Here is a 17,135-nt window from a genome sequence, read left to right on the forward strand (position 1 = left end):
CTCCTGTCGTTGTTCTGGATGCCGTGCAGTTCCTGATGTGGGGCAACAGTCGCAGGGGTAGCGGTCAGGATGTGGCCGCTACTGCGGGCAGGATGGAAAACATGCCGAAGACCTCAGCACGACTGCTGGCACTGCTCTCACTGCTTCAGACGCGCCGTGACTGGCCGGGGGCGCTGCTGGCCGAGCGGCTGGAGGTCAGCCCGCGTACCGTGCGGCGTGACGTCGGGCGGCTGCGCGAGCTCGGCTACCCCATCGCGACCTTCAAGGGACCCGACGGCGGGTACCGGCTGGACGCCGGCACGCGGCTGCCGCCGCTGCTGTTCGACGACGAGCAGGCCGTCGCCCTGGCCGTCGCGCTCCAGACCGCCGCCGTCGGCGGTGCCGGCATCGAGGAGGCCGCGGCCCGCGCGCTGAACACCGTACGGCAGGTCATGCCCGCACGGCTGCGCCACCGGATCGACGCCCTCCAGGTCACCGCCGTCGAGCGGCCCGCGTCGCGGCCGGCACCGCGGGTCGGCAGCGAGGTGATCGTGGCGCTCGGCGCCGCCGTCCACGCCCGCGAGGTGCTGCGCTTCGACTACGACGGGCGGTTCCCGCCACGGCGGGCGGAGCCCCACCACCTCGTCACCTGGGGCGGGCGCTGGTACCTCATCGCCTGGGACCTCGACCGCGAGGACTGGCGTACCTTCCGCGCCGACCGGGTCGTCCCGCGCCTCCCGTCCGGGCCGCGCTTCACCCCGCGCGAGCTGCCCGGAGGAACGGTGGCCTCCTTCGTGGCCGGCAGGTTCCTGGGCTCCGGCGGTTCCGGCGGTTCCGGCGACCGGCCCTGCCGCGGCGAGGTGGTCCTCGGCCTGCCCGCGGCCGACGTGTCCCCCTATGTCCGCGACGGAGTCGTCGAGGAACTCGGCGCGGACCGTTGCCGGCTCGTCCTGGGCTCGTGGTCGTGGACCGGGCTGGCCGCCGCCGTCGGCAGGTTCGACGCCGACATCGAGGTCGTCGGCCCGGCGGAGCTCAAGGACGCCTTCGCGCGCCTGGCCCGCCGCTTCGCCGGCGCCGCGGCCGGTCGTCCGGTCGATCCCGCGCGCTGATTCCCGTAGGGGACCTGCCCGTGTCGTGCGCGGCCGTCCGGCGTCGCCGTACAATGAGACAAAAATGTCTCAATCAAGACGGAAGTGTCTTATGGCAGTGAGTCGTGAACAGATCATCACGGCGGCGATCCGGCATCTCAACGCGGCGCCGACCGCCTCGATGGCGGAGATCGCCGCAGCCGCGGGCATCAGCCGGGCCACCCTGCACCGGCACTTCGCCAGCCGGGACGAGCTCGTGACCGTGCTGGGCTGGCGGGCGCTGGAGGACTGGCAACGCGTCCAGCGGGAGGCGGGCATCGCCGAGGCGGTCGCCTCCGGGGACCGTGCCCTGCTGCGGGAGGCCCTCCAGGCCCTGCTGCACGGCGGTGTCGCCATCTGCCACGAGCACGGCTTCCTCCTCACCGAGCGCGCGCTCCCGGCCGACCTGTTGCGCCGCTCCGACGAGATCGAGGAGCACGAGGTGGAGTTCCTGTCCGCCTGCCAGCGGGCCGGGCTGATCCGCGCCGACCTGCCGCCGCGATGGGTCAGCAGTGTCGTCTTCGGCCTGCTCGTGGCGGTCACTGAGAGCGTGCGCCGAGGCGATGTGGCCCAGCGGGACGTGCCGCGCCTGTTCCTCGACACCTTCCTCAGGGGGGTCGCATGACGGCGACGACGACCGGGCCGCACACCAGGCGCTGGGCCGGCCTGGCGGTCCTGTCGGCCAGCCTGCTGCTGGTCGTCATGGACATGACCATCCTCAACGTGGCCCTGCCCGAGATCTCCGCCCAACTGCGGCCCGGCTCGGTCGAACTGCTGTGGATGGTCGACGTCTACTCCCTGATCGTGGCAGGCCTGCTGGTCACGGTCAGCGCGCTGGGCGACCGGTGGGGCCGCAAAAAGATGCTGCTCACCGGATTCGCGCTGTTCGGCCTGGCCTCGGCCGCCGTGGCGGGGGCCGACAGCGCCGCCGACGTGATCGCCGTCAGAGCGCTGCTGGGCGTCGGCGGCGCGATGATCATGCCCTCCACCCTGTCGATGATCCGTACTCTGTTCACCGACGCCCGGGAGCGGGCCACCGCGCTCGGCATCTGGGCGGCGATGGCCTCACTCGGCGGCGCGCTCGGGCCGATCGTCGGCGGCCTGCTGCTGGAGAACTTCAGCTGGCACGCGGCCTTCCTGGTCAACGTCCCGGTCATGGTGATCGCCGTCGCGGCCGGGCTGGTCCTGCTGCCCGAGTCCCGCAACCCCCGCCCGGGACGCTGAGACGCCGCGGGCGCGGTGCTGTCGGCGGTGGGGATGACCTCCCTGGCGTACGCGATCAAGCATGGGGCCAAGGAGGGCCTGGACGTCTGGACGGTCCTCACGGCGGCGGTCGCCGCGCTGGCGCTCACCTGGTTCGTACGGCGCTGCCTGCGCCGGAGCGATCCGCTGCTGGATCTGCGGCTGTTTCGCAACGGTGCCTTCACCTCCGGCACGATCGCGGCGCTGGCCACGTCGATCGCGATGGCCGCGATGGCGCTGCTGCTCGCCCAGTGGATGCAGCTCGTACAGGGCTACTCGCCGCTGGAGACGGGAGTGCGCCTGCTGCCGATGGCGGTCGGCGCGGGCATCTGCTCGCCGCTGGCACCCGTGCTGGCGGCGCGGATCGGCGCGCGCCCGGTGTTGTCGGGCGGGCTGCTCGTGTCCGGTGCGGGCTTCGCCGTGGTGTACCTGCTGCCGCTGGACTATCCCTCGGTCGCGGTGGCGCTGCTGCTCATCGGCGCGGGCATGGGCGCTCTGGCGATCGCCTCCGCCGTGATCATGTCGGGCTCGCCCGCGGAGAAGGCGGGCAGCGCCGCCGCGATCGAGGAGACCAGCTACGAGGTGGGCGGCACGCTGGGTGTCGCGGTCCTGGGCAGCCTGGCCGCCGCGCTGTACCGCAGCGAGGTGCCGCCGGGCACGCCGGAGTCGCTCGGGACCGCGCTGGAGATCGCCGCCACGGCGCAGGACGCGGCACTCGCGCTCCAGGCCCAGCGGGCCTTCAGCGACTCGCTGGTACTGACCAGCGGTTACGGTGCGGTGCTGATGGTGGTCGCGGCGGCGCTGGTGTGGTGGCGCACTCCGGCGGAGCTGGACCTGGCGGCCGCCTCCCACTGACGGCCGCCTCCCACTGACGGCCGCCTCCCGTTGACGGCGGATCCGCCGGTCAGCCGCGTGTGCCGAGCGGGACGTGCAGCGAGAGGCGCGGGGACAGGGCGCGCAGGAAGTCCGGGGCGTCGAAGACCGCGCCCGCGGAGGCGACGCCGGTGGTCCTGGTCCGGCCGGTGAGGATGCGGTCGACGGCCTCCACCGCGAGCGGCGCGCTGATGGCGTAGATGTCCTGACCGGCCGCGGCCACGCGGCGTTCGGCGCCCCCGGAGCGGACGACGACGTCGACGACGAAGGTCTGCGCGGAGCGGCCGCGCCCGTCGACGGCGGCCGGCGCCGGGGCGCCGGGGGCCGACAGGTCCGCGGCGGCCCTGGCGGTCATGTAGGTGCGCACCTCCGGGATGGCCAGGTGGCTGGGAACGGTGACGACGTCGGCCATGGTGAACTCCCCGATGACGCTCTGGGAGCCGAGCGGGGCCGGGAAGGGCCACTCCAGGCTCGGCAGAGCATCGTCGTGGTACTCCAGCCGTCCGCCGGTGTAGCGGACACGGCGGCCGCCCCGTCGCCGTCCCGAGACCACGCCGGAGGCGAGCGTTCCCGCGGTGGGATGCCAGCTGCTCAGGCCGTAGGCGATGTGCGCCTCGTCCGCCGCCGTCCAGTCGCCCATCGCGGTGGTGACCAGCAGGTCGCCGAGACCGCCGTAGAAGGCCATCGCCGGGACCACCACGGTGCCCGCGGCGCCGGCGCGCTCCGCGAAGTGGGCGAAGGTGTCGAGGTTCGCCTCGATCTCGGCCGCCACGTCGACGTACGGGATGCCGGCGCGCAGTGCCGCCTCGATCAGCGGGGCGGCGGTCGAGGCGAAGGGCCCGGCGCAGTTGACCACGGCGACCGCGCCGTCCAGCGCGCGGTCGAGCGAGGCCGGATCGCCGGCCGACGCCTGCCGCGTCTCGAGCCCCGGGTGTGCCTGCGCCAGGGCCAGCAGCTTGTCCCGGTCGCGCCCCAGGAGCAGCGGGACGTGGCCGCGCTCGCGCAACTCCGCGACCACGAAGCGCCCGGTGTGCCCATAGGCGCCGTACACCGCCACGATCCGACCCGATCCCATGCCTGCTCCCGCCACGTACTCGCTCGAAGTGATCCGGTGCGTAGATCCTGTCCCGCCGGTCCGCCTGTGCCCAGTGTCCGAAACGACACGACCCGTACAATTCCCGACATGAGCCCTCTCCCCCGCTCTGTGGCGGTCGCCACCACCGACGGAATGCTCCACTTCGAGCTGGCGCTGGCCTGCGAGGTCTTCGGCTCCGTCCCGGCCGCCCTGCCGGGCCCCTGGTACGACGTCCTGGTGTGCGGCACGCACGCCGTCCGGGTCGGCCGGTTCCTGCTGGAGCCGGACTGCGGGCTCGACGGGCTGGCGCACGCCGACACCGTGATCGTCCCCGCCCTGGCGGACGTCGGCGAGGACCCGCCGGCCGACCTGGTCGAGGCGGTGCGCGCGGCCCACGAGTCGGGCGCGCGGATCGTCTCCCTGTGCACGGGCGTGTTCGTGCTCGCCGCCGCCGGCCTGCTGGACGGGCTGCGCGCGACCACGCACTGGGCCCACACGGGGGAACTGGCCGCGCGCTATCCCCGGGTGGAGGTCGACCCGGACGTGCTCTACGTCGACAACGGCAGCGTGCTCACCTCCGCGGGCAAGGCCGCGGCGATGGACCTGTGCCTGCACCTGGTCCGCCGCGACCACGGCTCGGCGGTCGCCAACGTGGTCGCCCGCCGCCTGGTCGTACCGCCCCACCGGGCCGGAGGCCAGGCGCAGTTCGTCACCACGCCGGTGCCCGCCCAGGACGACCATCCCCTGGCCGGGCTGCTCCCCTGGGTGATGCGGCGGCTGGACCAGCCGCTCACCGTGGAGGACCTGGCCCGCCAGGCGAACATGAGCTCACGCCACCTGACCCGCCACTTCCGTTCGGCGACCGGCACCACCCCGCTGCAGTGGCTGCTGACGCAGCGGATCCGCCGCGCGCAGGAACTGCTGGAGACCACCGACGACAGCATCGACGTCATCGCCTCGGCCGCGGGCATGGGCACGGCGGCGACCCTGCGCCGCCACTTCCACCGCACGATCGGCGTACCGCCGGACACCTACCGCCGGACGTTCCGGGCGTGAGTTCGCCGGCCGGGCAGCCGGCGGCGGTCGCCGCCGGCGCGGCCGTGACGCAACCATGACACGGCGCGGACGAGGCGGGGACGCGGCCCGCCGACAGTGGATGCCGAACGGGCCGACCGTCCAGGCGGCCCCGGCCGCGGCCCGTCGCGGTGAAGGTCCTCGCGAAAAGGAGATGGCGTGGCTGATGACAGGCGATGGAACCGGCGTTCGCTGCTGAGGGGCGCCGCCGTGGTGGCCGGGGCCGCCGCGACCGTGCCGCTGCTGGGCGAGGCGGCCACGGCGCTGGCCGGCAGCGGCGAGGCGGCCACGGCGCTCGTCGGCAGCGGTGACGCGGACGCGCTGTTCAGGGCCGGGAAGTTCGAGCAGGCCGGTCGCGCGTACGAGGAGATCCTGAGAAAGGATCCTGACAACGTGCACGCGGCCCGCCGGCGCGGCTACGTCGGGCTGCTGTCCAACCGGTTCCCCGACGCCGAAAAGTACCTCAAGACGGCCCTCAAGCTGGCGCCTGACGACAAGGACGCCAACGGGTTGCTGGCCGACTGCTACACCCGGCAGGACGAATTCCCCCTCGCCGCACCGCACTGGCGGGCAGCCGGCGAGGAGAGCTACGCCAAGTTGTTCGCGGCGTTCCGCGGGGAGCCGTACCGGATCCACGGCGACATCGCGCGGGTGCGATGGCAGCAGATGGACCCGATGCCGCTGCTGGAGGCCTCACTCAACGGCGGACCGCCGATCAGCCTCTCGTTCTACACCCGCGTCGGGCAGCTGGCCGTGTCACAGAAAGCAGCCAAGCAAGCCGGGCTGGTCGCCGTGACCGTGGACAAGTTCGAATATCAGGGCAGAACCATGACGTACTGGTCCGGGATCCTGGACTCCTTCAAGCTCGGCGGCATCGAGCTGCGCAACATCCCCGTGGCCTGGTCGGACGCACAGGACGATCCGGGGTCGGGGGACGGCATGATCGGTACGTGGATCCTGTACCACTTCCTGACCACCATCGACTACGCGGGCCGGTCGCTGATCCTGCGCCCCAGAACCCCCGAAACAGCCCGCAAGGCACGCGCCGCCGCCGAACGGTCGGGCGCCGAGCCCCTGCCGCTGTGGCTGGCCCACGAGCACCTGCTGTTCAGCAGGGGCAGCGTCGCCGGCTCCGGCGAACGGGTGGTGGCACTGAACATCGGCGGGACCGGCGAAATGGCCGCCGGCATGACCGAGGAAACGGCCAGGCGGTTGCGGATCCGCACCGACTACGACCGCCCGGTGGAGACTTCGGCCGGAGGCCGGTTCCTCACCGCCTACCCCTGTTACCCGAGGGAGGTCCGGCTCGGCAACGCCGCCGCCAACGACGTCTACTGCTACGCGGGCGGGCCCGGCGCGCCGGCCCGCGAAGGATTCGACGTGCTGGCCCACTTCTCCCACAGCTTCTACAAGCCCTACAACGTCACCCTCGACTTCACCGACATGAGGGTCTACATCGCTCGCGGCGAGGCCGCCTGATCGCCGCGACCGCGTGGGCGCCACGAGGACGGTCCGGCAGCACCTCCACACCGGTCCTCGGCGGACTGACCGCCACCCGGCCCGGGGACGGCGACCGGTCCGCCGTCCCCGGCCCACTCGACCGGTCCGCCGTCCCCGGCCCGCTCGACCGGACGACTCAGGCGGCACTGCAGGCGGAATCCACCCGGGCTCTTCGCGGGAGGCTACGCGCCCGGGGAGGCGGCCCGGATCGCCTGCTGGACGCTGTCGTGGATCTCGAACGCCTGCCGCAGGCCGGTGATCGTCAAGAACCGGGCCAGGGTGCCGTGCACGCCGCTGAGCACCAGCCGCTTGCCCGCGGCCTGGCTCTGCCTGCGGATGCCGATCAGGGCGCTGATGCCGGTCGAGTCGCAGAAGGTGACTCCGGCGGCGTCCAGCACCACCGCGGCCACATCCGCGCGTTCCCACAGCGGCTCCACCGCCTCACGCAGGGTCGGCACGGTGCTGGGATCCAGCTCACCGGTGAGGTGGGCGACCGTCACGGCCCCGTGCTGGACCGGGGAGACGGAGAACGGGCGGCCGTGGGCGGGGCCGATACGCGCGCTCATCGCGGACTGGGCGCGGGGAACAGGACAGGCATCCCCCTTTCCTACCAGCTCATCAGCTACCTACACGTCTTCGGCGTGGGGCCGGGGACGGAATCACGGTGCGCCCGGGAACGGTTCTCCACCGCCAAAATCCCGTTGGATTCTCCTTGGGGGCCGCTCTGCGCCTACCGTAGGGGGTGAAGCGGTTACCGCCGACCGGTGATCTGCCGGTTGGCGCAGCCTATAACCGCTGGGATGGGGGCAACCCCCGTATGACCTTCCTTTCGATCACCACCACCGATCATCCGGCTGTCACGACGCTCACCCTGGACGGCGAGCTCGACATCCTGACAGTCGACCGCCTGCAGCAGTCGATCGCCCAGGCTCTGGCCCGCGGCCGCACCCACCTGGTCGTCGACGTCGCCCGGCTGGGGTTCTGCGACTCGCGCGGCCTGCATGCCCTGATCGCCGGCCAGCGGCAGGCCGCCTCAGCCGGCGGGTCTCTGCGCCTGGCCTACGTCCACGGCTATCTGAACCGCCTGCTGAGGCTGACCCAGCTGATCGAGCTGTTCCCCCACGACGCCGGCCTGGAGATCATGTTCGACCGGTGAACCCGCCCGCGGGCGCGGGAATGCAGACACCGCGTCACGCCGTGCGCCCAGCGGTCTCCATGCGAACGGCGGGCCCGGCCTACCGCCCCGGCTCGTAGACGAGCACCACGATGCCGGAGGCGAACTGCGTGGATCGCGTCAGCTTCAGATGGGTCGTGTCGATCCCGTCGAAGAGGCGCTGCCCGCCCCCGGCGACGACGGGGAACATCCAGAAGTGGTACTCGTCCACCAGCTGGTGCTCCAGCAGCACCCGGTCGAGCTCGCCGGTGCCGTACTTCAGGATGTTCCGGCCGGGCAGCTCCTTGATCCGGGCGACCTCCTCGGCGACGTCGCCCTCGATGAGGGTGGCGTTCCACGTGGTCTCCGTCAGGGTCCGGGAGGCGACGTACTTGGGCAGGGCGTTCATCCGGGCCGCGTCCGCGTCGCCGGCCGCCTCCATCTTCGGCCACACGCCTGCGAACGCCTCATACGTCACGCGTCCCAGCAGAAGGGCGTCGCAGGAGGAGAACAGGGCGTCGGCGTACCCGGAGTGCTCCTCGTCCCAGTAGGGCGAGCCCCACTTCTCCGGCGACCCGATGACTCCGTCCAGCGTCACGAAGGTCGACTCGATGAGCTTGCGCATGGGTTTCTCTCCTTCAGCCCGGCGTTGAGGCCGGTGAGGGGTCTCGCCCGGCCTGCGGTTTTCTGTGGCTTCAGCATGGCGGAGCCCGTTTCCGGATTGTTTGCCGTTTCCTTTCGTGATGACCACAGGCGGCTCATCCGATCTCACCGCTGGTCAGAGCGGTGCCATGCCGCGCGTTCGACGCCAGACCGGACGAACGACGACTTCGCCCCCTCGCCGAGACCGTGCCCGACGCCCGGAAGGGAACGGGACGGCGATGTGTGGAGACGCCGTACCGACCACGCCGCATCGACCATGGTGGAAGATCCTCGGCGAGGCCGCGCACCCGGGCTCAGGGAGAGGACCACGAGCGGGCTGGAAGTCCTGTCGGACGAGCGCATCTGGTGGTCCTCACGGAGGTGTGACGCCGAAGCGGAGGCGTGACATCGAAAACCACCACGTCAGGAAGCACGTCAGGAAGCACGTCGGGAAGGAGGACGTCCACTCCTCTCCACTCTCAACCTATAGCGCACCGGGGGGCTTGCGGCAAGACCCGGGTCGTGCCGCAGAATCGTCAACCGAGGCCAGTGCCTGCGGAAACGGGGGACGCGGAGGTGGCCGTGACGCCGCTGCCCGACGTGATCGCCCGGAGAAAGGCCCCGGTGCCCGCGTGGACCACGCGGGACCGCCGAGCGGGGAGAGCGCCTCGACCACCTCAGATCGGAGCCGATGACGTGAGCCCTTTGACCATCGACGTGTTCGACCTTCCCGACCGGCTCGCCGCCAAGGCGGACCCGGCGCTGATCGCCGGTGACGAGCAGCATTTCGCCGCCATCGCGGAGAGCCTCGAACAGGCGATCACCGATCTGTCCGACCGCCTGGATGCCGAGCGCAGGGCTCCGGGCGGCGCGGGCCGGGCCGCGCTGGACCGGGACCTGGAGATCCACCGGCTGACCGCCCGGCTGCGCACTCTGCGCCGTTTCGGCCTGGACCTGTGCCTGGGCCGCATGGTCGGTGTGGACGGCCCCGAGCCGCTGTACGTGGGCCGACTGGGCCTCACGGACAGCGCGGGCCGCCGCCTGCTGCTCGATTGGCGCTCCCCCGCGGCCGAGCCGTTCTTCGGTGCGACCCACGCCAGCCCGATGGGCCTGGCGAGCCGTCGCCGGTACCGCTGGACCCGTGGCCGGATCAGCGACTACTGGGACGAGGTGTTCATCCCGGACGGGCTCGAAGGCCATGCCGCGCTCGACGACCAGTCCGCCTTCATCGCCAGCCTGGGCGGCAACCGGTCGGCCCGGATGCGGGATGTGCTCGGCACCATCCAGGCCGACCAGGACGCCATCATCCGCGCGGGGTCCCGCGGCGCCCTCGTCGTCGACGGAGGTCCGGGTACGGGCAAGACCGTCGTCGCTCTGCACCGCTCCGCCTACCTCCTCTACTCCGACCCCCGCCTCGGTCATCACCGGGGCGGCGTGCTGTTCGTCGGCCCGCACCAGCCCTACCTGTCCTACGTCGCCGACGTCCTGCCCAGCCTCGGAGAGGAGGGCGTGCAGACCTGCACCCTGCGGGACCTCGTCGCCGAGGGGGCTACGGCGGCGGTCGAGCCCGATCCGGACGTGGCCCGCCTGAAGGCGTCCGCGGACCTGGTGCGGGCGGTCGAGCCGGCCGTCCGGTTCTACGAGAACCCGCCCGCCAAGGGGATGACGGTGACGACCCCCTGGGACGACGTCTGGCTGAGCGCCGACGACTGGGCCGAGGCGTTCCAGGCACCGGATCCCGGTACTCCGCACAACGAGGCGCGCGACCAGATCTGGGAGGAGCTGCTCACGCTTCTGGTGGACAAGCACAGGCGGTCGAAACGAGAGGAGCGAGAGCTCGCTCTCGATTCCGGGCCGATCGAGCCTGTCGAGTGCCAGGAAGACGACGCCCCGGCCGACCTGCTCCGCAGGTCGTTGCTGCGGAACAGGGAACTGCTCACGGCCTTCAACCGCGCGTGGCCGCTGATCGAAGCGGCCGATCTCGTCGGAGACCTGTGGTCGGTACCCGCCTACCTGCGGATGTGCGCCCCCTGGCTCAGCCCCGACGAGGTACGGAGACTGCAGCGCGAGGACGCCCAGGCCTGGACGGTGTCCGACCTGCCGCTCCTGGACGCCGCACGGCAGCGGCTCGGCGACCCGGAGGCGGCACGGCGCAGGCGCCGCCGGCAAGCCGCTCTCGACGCTCAGCGTGAACGCATGGCCCAGGTCGTCGACGACCTGATCGAGGCGGACGACGACGGCGAAGGCCTCGTGACGCAGCTGCGCCGGGAGGATCTGCGGCGCAATCTGGTCGACGAGTCCGAGCTGCCCGCCCTCGACCCGGACCTGCTCGCCGGCCCGTTCGCCCACGTCGTCGTGGACGAGGCCCAGGAACTCACCGACGCGGAGTGGCAGATGCTGCTGCTGCGCTGCCCGTCCCGGAGCTTCACCATCGTCGGGGACCGTGCCCAGGCCAGGCACGGGTTCACCGAGTCGTGGCGGGAACGGCTCGAACGGATCGGACTCGACCGGATCGACCTCGCCTCCCTGAGCATCAACTACCGGACGCCGGAAGAGGTCATGGCGGAGGCCGAACCGGTGATCCGGGCCGCGCTCCCGGACGCCAACGTGCCGGCCTCCATCCGCAGCAGCGGCGTGCCCGTCGTCCACGGATCCGCTTCGGACCTGGACGCCGTCCTCGACGCCTGGCTCGCCGAGAACGCCGAGGGAATCGCCTGCGTCATCGGTCATCCCGCGTTCCGGCCGACGTCCCGCGTCCGGTCACTGACCCCGGAACTGGCGAAGGGACTCGAGTTCGACCTGGTGGTCCTCGTCGACCCGGAGAGGTTCGGCGGCGGCATCGAGGGAGCGGTCGACCGCTATGTCGCGATGACCCGGGCGACCCGGAAACTCGTCATCCTCACGGGCTCCTGACGCCGGTCTCCTGAAGGCGGGCGGCCTGCCCGGCGTCGGCACCCTGCACCCATGTACCTGACATCAGGTGACAGGGATGAGGGGGAGGCTGGAAGCCTCCACGACGAGAGGAAGGAACCCCCATGCCCCGCGCCACCGGCACCTTCACCATCGACAGCTGGCAGCCCGAGCCCTACGACGAGCGTGAGGGCGCCACGCTCACCCGCGTCCACCTCGCCAAAACCTTCCGGGGCGACCTGGAGGGCACCAGCACCACCGACATCATCACCGCGACGGGCCAGACGGAAAGCTCGGCGGCTTATGTGGGTTTTGAGCGTTTCATCGGAACCGTCCACGGCCGCAAGGGCAGCTTCGTTCTCCATCACACGGCCACCGCCCACGCGGAGGAGTCCTTTCTCAGCTGGACGATCCTTCCCACCTCCGGAACCGGGGAGCTGACCGGCATCCGGGGCGGCGGCCAGATCGTCAACGACGACGGCCGGCACTCCTTCCACCTCGATTACGAGCTGGGGTGAGGATCGCCGGCATCTGCGGCAGTTCACACAGGCGGCCCGGCGGGGCCGGGCCGGTTCCGCCATGACCCCCGGCGTAGCGGGACGTTCCGCCGGGGGGCTGGGCAGCGGACGAGCGCGCAGCGCCCCATCCGGGGGGCGGGGCGAAGGCCTCGCCCCCGAGAAGGCGTCCTCGATCCCCCACCGGCGCCCTTCGCCGGGAATCCGCCGTCAGCCGGTTCCGGACCAGCCGGTTGAGCCGATCGCGTCACGGCGTGACGTCGGTTGCGGAAGCCTCTGCCCCATGCTTCCGAACAGCGCGGCACGCGCGATTTCCCATTATCTGTCCATGGCCGACCGGTTGCTGCCGGGATGGATCCGCGGGTTCTACGTCGTCGGCTCGGTCGCGCTGGGCGCCTGGCGAGCCGGGGTCAGCGACATCGACTTCGTCGCCGCAGTGGATGGCGACCTCGGCGAACGGGATGTGCGCCGGTTGGCGTTGCTGCACAAGGCCGGTAACGTGCCAGCAGTCTGGCAGGCCCTGGTCCGGGCCCGGCCTGCCATCCCCGGCACGCTGAACGGTGTTTTCGTCGCGGCGAGTGATCTGGGCGAGCCGGTCACGCAGATCCGCCCGGTCGCCTCGCACAGCGGCCCGTCCCTCGAACGGGGGCGGGGGTTCGAGGTGAATCCGGTGGTGTGGAAAGTGCTCGCGGAGAAGGGCGTCACGGTGCGAGGCCCGTCCCCGGACGAACTCGGCCTCGATCCGGAGCCGGACAAGCTTCGCGAGTGGAACCTGCAGCAGTTGCACGGCCACTTCGCCGCCTGGGCCGGCAAGGCGTCGTCGGGCAGACCTCCGCGCAAGCCGCTGCTGCCGGCTCACCGGGTGGCGTTGTCCACCGTGCTGTCCCCTCCCCGGCTGCATCACACGATCGTGACGACTGAAGTGATCTCGAAGGAGGCCGCGGCGCAGTACGCGCTGGACACCTTCGAGGCGCGCTGGCACCCGCTGATCCGTCTGGCGCTGGCCCGGCGTCTCGGGCTGCCGGCGCCCGTCGGTGCCGACGCGTACGCGACCGGCCCACGCAGGCTGCCCGGCTTGGTCGGCGAGTTCGTCCGCGATGTGATCGCGAGCGCGGATCGGCACTGTCAGGACATGTGACCGGCAACGGGTACGCCCCGGGCACCGCTGCGCGGACCCGGGGCGTACCCGTTGCCTAACCGTTTCCTTATATGCAAGTATCTAAAGTACTAGGACACTAGATAAATGGAGAGACCGGTGATCGAGTTCCATCTGGACGCGAAGTCCGGCGTCTCGCCGTACCTGCAGCTGGTCCAGCAGGTACGGCACGCGCTCCGGCTCGGCCTGCTGCGCGAGGGTGACCAGCTGCCGACCGTCAAGGAGGTCGTGGCGCAACTGGCGATCAATCCCAACACCGTCCTGAAGGCCTATCGGGAACTCGAGCACGAGGGCCTGGCCTCCGCCCGGCCGGGGGTGGGGACGTTCGTGACGAAGACGCTCACCGACACCTCGCTGGCCGCGCACGGCCCGCTCCGGCTGGACCTGCAGCGCTGGCTGTCCAAGGCCCGCCGGGCCGGGCTCGACGACGAGAGCATCGAGGCCCTCTTCATGACCACCTTTCGGACCACCGCTCAGGAGGACATAGCGTGACTTCTGTCTTACAGGCCCATGAACTGGGCAAGAGGTACGGCAAGCGCTGGGCGCTGCGCGAGTGCACCATCGACATCCCGGCCGGACACGTCGTCGGGCTGGTGGGCCCCAACGGAGCCGGCAAGACCACGCTGCTGAAGCTGGCCGCCGGCCAGCTCGAACCGACGTCCGGCGGCATCACCGTGCTGGGGGGCCGGCCCGCAGCCGGTCCCGCGCAGCTCGCCAGGGTCGGTTTCGTCGCCCAGGACACCCCCGCCTACGCGGGACTGACCGTCGCCGAGCACCTGCGGCTGGGAGCCCGGCTCAACCCCCGCTGGGACGCCGCCATGGCACGGGAGCGCATCGCGCGGCTCGGTCTCGCTCCGAACCAGCGGGCGGGCAAGCTGTCGGGCGGCCAGCGCGCCCAGCTCGCCCTCACCCTGGGCCTGGCCAAGCGGCCCGAGCTGCTGATCCTGGACGAGCCCGTGGCCTCGCTGGACCCGCTGGCCCGCCGCGAGTTCCTGCAGAGTCTGATGGAAGCCACCGTCGAGCACGAGCTCAGCGTCGTGCTCTCCTCCCACCTGATCTCCGATCTGGAACGCATCTGCGACTACCTGGTCGTCCTCGTCGAATCGCGCGTCCAGATCGCCGGAGAGACCGACAGGCTGCTGGCCACCCACCATCGGCTCACCGGTCCGCGCCGCGCCCCCGACCGGCTCCCCGCCGGCCAGCACGTGGTCTGCGCGCGCCACACCGACCGGCAGAGCACCTACGTGGTCCGCACCGACGCCCCGGTCCACGACCCCGCCTGGACGGTCACCCGGCTCAGCCTGGAGGACCTCGTCCTGGCCTACATGGACAAGCCCGCCGCCGCCGACCGGCGAGCACTTCTGGAGGTCCAGCGATGATCTGGCTGACCTGGCGCCAGCTCCGCGGCGCCGCCCTGATGACGGCGGTCCTGCTCGTGATACTCGCCGCCGTCCTGGTCCCGACCGGCTCACAGCTGGCCGCCGACTACGCCGGCGGGCTCGCCGCCTGCACGCGCGGCGATGACTGCCTGGGCTTCTACGACCAGTTGTTCGACGACTACGAGATCCCCTTCCTGGCCAGCATCCTCATCGTACTGATCCTGCCCGCCATGATCGGGCTCTTCTGGGGGGCGCCGCTGATCACCCGGGAGCTGGAGGCGGGCACGCACCTGCTGGTGTGGAACCAGAGCATCACCAGGACCCGCTGGCTGGCGGTCAAACTCGGTTTCACCGGTCTGATCGCCGTCGCCGCCGCAGGCGTGACCGGGCTGGCGGTGACCTGGTGGTCCGGCCCGCTTGACCAGTCCGCCCGGGAGGGTTTCGCGCTCATGGCCCCCCTGGTGTTCAGCGCGCGAGGGATCGCTCCCCTGGGGTACGCGGCCTTCGCCTTCACCCTGGGGGTGACCGTGGGCATGCTGGTGCGCCGCACCCTGCCCGCCATGGCCCTCACCCTGGTCGCCTTCCTCGCGATCCAGCTCGCCATGCCGCTGCTGGTCCGGCCCCACCTGATCCCTCCGGTCACCTCGGCCTTCGAGATCGGCCGGGAGAACGTGGACGGCTTCGGCATCAACCGCGACGGCACCTTCGACATCCGCCTGAACTCGGCGATCCCTGGGCACGCGGGCGCCTGGGTCCTGTCCAGCGAACTGGTCGATCCGTCCGGACGCACGGTCGCCGCCAGCGGCGCGGACGGCCGTATCACGGGGGTCCCCACCACGTCGGGGCCCTGCGCGCCGGCGGCGGGATCACCGGACGGGTGCCCGGCCGAGGTCAACCGGCTCGGCTACCGGCAGAAGGCGACCTACCAGCCCCTCGAACGCTTCTGGCCCCTGCAGTGGATCGAGACCGGCATCTACGCCGTGCTCGCTCTGGGCCTGACGTGGTTCTGCTTCCGGTGGATCAGGAGGCGGCTGACATGACCGGGCCTGTCGAGGTCACCGGCAGACACCGCGCTCCGGTCACGAGGCCGGCGAAGGAGGGCCCATGACCGCCGTCAGGATCGCGGCCGCCGGGCTCGCGCTGCTCCTGGCCGCGGCCTGCACGGCACCGGCGCCGCCGCGCAGCCAGGCGAGCGCGGCAGCCGGTACGGCCTGCGCGCGGCCCGCGGGGCCCCTGGGGGCGGAGACGCCCACCACGATCGACGTCATCGAGCAGGCCTACTTCTGCATCCTCGACCGCTACTACAGCGGCGCCGTACTGGACGCCCGCGCGCTGCTGACCGCCGGATTCCTGGCGCTGACGCAGGAGCTCAACCGCAACGGACGCGACGTGCCCGAGGCGACCATGCCTGCGCTGACCGGTGACAGGAAGGCCGACTGGACCGCTTTCGAGGCCGTCTACCGCAAGGTCACCGACCAGGTCCCCGATCTCCGCGACAAGCTGGCCGTCGTCACCCTCAAGGCCGTCGTGGCCGCCCTCGACGACAACCACGCCCGCTGGGCGCACGACATCGAACGGCCGCCCGACTCCTACGACGGCGACGGCTACGGCCTGGGCCTCCAGGCGAACGGCACCCCCGGCGCCGCGCTCCCCCCGCTGTACGTCACCGCCGTGGAGGGCGGCGCCGCGCAGGCCGCCGGGCTGCGCCCCGGCGACATCATCGAATCGATCAACGGCTCGGCGCCCTTCGTCGGCGGCGAGGCCACCCCCGCCATCGCCGCCCTCTACCCCGAGTACCCCGAAGCGAGCCCGGTCCGGCTGCGCCTGCTGCGGCAGAGCACCGGCCGCCGCTGGAACGTGACGCTCAGGCCCGGTCTCTACCCGCAGGACCCGGCCGGCCTGCGGGTGGTGCAGCCGAAGCTGCTGGAAGACGACATCGCCTATGTACGGCTGCGCGGGTTCGCCCCCGACTCCGCCGACAGGGTTTTCACGGCAGTCCAGCGGATGCGCACCGGCCGGACGCTGTCGGGCGTCGTGCTGGACCTGCGCGGCAACGGCGGCGGCAGCCCCACGGAGGCGACCCGGCTGGTGAGCGGGTTCGTCCACGGCGCGGTCACCGCCTACCAGTGCACCGTGGACAACGAATGCGAGACCACGCGGACCGACGACACCGTCGAGCTGCTCGGCCTGCCGCTGGTGGTGCTCACCGACCGCGGCTGCGCCTCGGCCTGCGAGCACTTCAGCGCCGCGGTCAAGGACCTGCGCCTCGGCCGGATAGTCGGCACCAGAACCGCCGGGACCATCTCCGGCCCGGCCTCCTCCTACCTGCTGAGCAACAACACCCTGCTGGGTTTTCCGTCCAAGCACCACCTCGGGCCCAACCGCGAGGTGATCAACCGGATCGGCGTGCCTCCCGACCACCACGTCCCCCTGACCCCGCGGGACGCGGCCGCCGGGCGCGACCCGGCGCTGGCCAAGGCCCTGACCTTGCTGCACGAGTGAATGGACCC

At 71.7% G+C, this 17,135-nt stretch carries 17 protein-coding genes; 14 read left to right on the forward strand and 3 right to left on the reverse strand.

Annotated features, from left to right (window positions below):
• Nucleotides 1-101: 101 nt before the first annotated feature.
• The 4 genes from IEZ08_RS32420 to IEZ08_RS39955 all read left to right on the forward strand — a co-directional run bounded on the left by IEZ08_RS32420 (nucleotide 102) and on the right by IEZ08_RS39955 (nucleotide 3,203).
• A complete protein-coding gene (locus IEZ08_RS32420) occupies nucleotides 102-1,088 on the forward strand; it encodes a helix-turn-helix transcriptional regulator (protein WP_068923618.1) in 987 nt (328 codons plus the stop codon).
• A 91-nt stretch (nucleotides 1,089-1,179) separates the two neighbouring features.
• Nucleotides 1,180-1,731, forward strand: a complete 552-nt coding sequence (locus IEZ08_RS32425; RefSeq protein ID WP_189243634.1) for a TetR/AcrR family transcriptional regulator — start codon at nucleotides 1,180-1,182, stop codon at nucleotides 1,729-1,731.
• On the forward strand, nucleotides 1,728-2,330 hold the full coding sequence (locus IEZ08_RS39950; RefSeq protein WP_229803755.1) for an MFS transporter: 603 nt from the start codon (nucleotides 1,728-1,730) through the stop codon (nucleotides 2,328-2,330). The genes IEZ08_RS32425 and IEZ08_RS39950 overlap by 4 nt, the downstream gene beginning before the upstream one ends.
• Before the next feature lie 33 nt (nucleotides 2,331-2,363).
• Nucleotides 2,364-3,203 carry an MFS transporter gene (locus tag IEZ08_RS39955; RefSeq protein ID WP_229803757.1) on the forward strand — a complete coding sequence of 280 codons (840 nt, stop codon included), beginning with the start codon at nucleotides 2,364-2,366 and terminating at the stop codon, nucleotides 3,201-3,203.
• A 49-nt stretch (nucleotides 3,204-3,252) separates the two neighbouring features.
• Here IEZ08_RS39955 and IEZ08_RS32435 read toward each other — a convergent pair whose 3' ends face one another.
• Nucleotides 3,253-4,296 carry a saccharopine dehydrogenase family protein gene (locus IEZ08_RS32435; RefSeq protein ID WP_189243635.1) on the reverse strand — a complete coding sequence of 348 codons (1,044 nt, stop codon included), beginning with the start codon at nucleotides 4,294-4,296 and terminating at the stop codon, nucleotides 3,253-3,255.
• A 108-nt stretch (nucleotides 4,297-4,404) separates the two neighbouring features.
• Between IEZ08_RS32435 and IEZ08_RS32440 the strand changes: the two genes are divergently transcribed.
• Together IEZ08_RS32440 and IEZ08_RS32445 are read left to right on the forward strand one after the other, a co-directional pair.
• Nucleotides 4,405-5,352: a helix-turn-helix domain-containing protein gene (locus tag IEZ08_RS32440; RefSeq protein ID WP_068923614.1), complete on the forward strand. Its 948-nt coding sequence runs from the start codon at nucleotides 4,405-4,407 to the stop codon at nucleotides 5,350-5,352.
• 177 nt (nucleotides 5,353-5,529) lie between these two features.
• Entirely contained in the window at nucleotides 5,530-6,849 is a 1,320-nt protein-coding gene (locus tag IEZ08_RS32445) for a tetratricopeptide repeat protein (protein WP_068923613.1), read from the forward strand.
• A gap of 203 nt (nucleotides 6,850-7,052) precedes the next feature.
• Here the strand turns inward: IEZ08_RS32445 and IEZ08_RS32450 are convergent, their stop codons facing one another.
• Nucleotides 7,053-7,436 carry an STAS domain-containing protein gene (locus tag IEZ08_RS32450; RefSeq protein ID WP_068923612.1) on the reverse strand — a complete coding sequence of 128 codons (384 nt, stop codon included), beginning with the start codon at nucleotides 7,434-7,436 and terminating at the stop codon, nucleotides 7,053-7,055.
• A gap of 251 nt (nucleotides 7,437-7,687) precedes the next feature.
• Here IEZ08_RS32450 and IEZ08_RS32455 point away from each other — a divergent pair, with 251 nt between their 5' ends.
• Entirely contained in the window at nucleotides 7,688-8,026 is a 339-nt protein-coding gene (locus IEZ08_RS32455; RefSeq protein ID WP_068923611.1) for an STAS domain-containing protein, read from the forward strand.
• Between the two features lie 79 nt (nucleotides 8,027-8,105).
• Here IEZ08_RS32455 and IEZ08_RS32460 read toward each other — a convergent pair whose 3' ends face one another.
• Nucleotides 8,106-8,648: a dihydrofolate reductase family protein gene (locus tag IEZ08_RS32460; RefSeq protein WP_068923610.1), complete on the reverse strand. Its 543-nt coding sequence runs from the start codon at nucleotides 8,646-8,648 to the stop codon at nucleotides 8,106-8,108.
• 713 nt (nucleotides 8,649-9,361) lie between these two features.
• Here IEZ08_RS32460 and helR point away from each other — a divergent pair.
• The 7 genes from helR (at nucleotide 9,362) to IEZ08_RS32495 (ending at nucleotide 17,127) form a co-directional block, all read left to right on the forward strand.
• A complete protein-coding gene (helR, locus tag IEZ08_RS32465; protein WP_189243636.1) occupies nucleotides 9,362-11,578 on the forward strand; it encodes an RNA polymerase recycling motor ATPase HelR in 2,217 nt (738 codons plus the stop codon).
• A gap of 122 nt (nucleotides 11,579-11,700) precedes the next feature.
• Nucleotides 11,701-12,093 carry a DUF3224 domain-containing protein gene (locus IEZ08_RS32470; RefSeq protein WP_068923608.1) on the forward strand — a complete coding sequence of 131 codons (393 nt, stop codon included), beginning with the start codon at nucleotides 11,701-11,703 and terminating at the stop codon, nucleotides 12,091-12,093.
• A 280-nt stretch (nucleotides 12,094-12,373) separates the two neighbouring features.
• Nucleotides 12,374-13,228, forward strand: a complete 855-nt coding sequence (locus IEZ08_RS32475) for an aminoglycoside adenylyltransferase domain-containing protein (protein WP_189243637.1) — start codon at nucleotides 12,374-12,376, stop codon at nucleotides 13,226-13,228.
• 117 nt (nucleotides 13,229-13,345) lie between these two features.
• Entirely contained in the window at nucleotides 13,346-13,738 is a 393-nt protein-coding gene (locus IEZ08_RS32480) for a GntR family transcriptional regulator (protein WP_084780106.1), read from the forward strand.
• Complete coding sequence (locus tag IEZ08_RS32485; protein WP_068923605.1) at nucleotides 13,735-14,625, forward strand: ABC transporter ATP-binding protein; 891 nt, start codon at nucleotides 13,735-13,737, stop codon at nucleotides 14,623-14,625. The genes IEZ08_RS32480 and IEZ08_RS32485 overlap by 4 nt, the downstream gene beginning before the upstream one ends.
• Entirely contained in the window at nucleotides 14,622-15,665 is a 1,044-nt protein-coding gene (locus IEZ08_RS32490) for an ABC-2 membrane transporter-related protein (RefSeq protein WP_068923604.1), read from the forward strand. The genes IEZ08_RS32485 and IEZ08_RS32490 overlap by 4 nt, the downstream gene beginning before the upstream one ends.
• Before the next feature lie 64 nt (nucleotides 15,666-15,729).
• Nucleotides 15,730-17,127 (forward strand): S41 family peptidase, encoded by a 1,398-nt coding sequence (locus IEZ08_RS32495; RefSeq protein WP_189243638.1) that lies wholly within the window; start codon nucleotides 15,730-15,732, stop codon nucleotides 17,125-17,127.
• Nucleotides 17,128-17,135 lie beyond the last annotated feature (8 nt).

Source organism: Planobispora rosea (assembly GCF_014648175.1).
In the GTDB taxonomy this organism is placed as follows: domain Bacteria; phylum Actinomycetota; class Actinomycetes; order Streptosporangiales; family Streptosporangiaceae; genus Planobispora; species Planobispora rosea.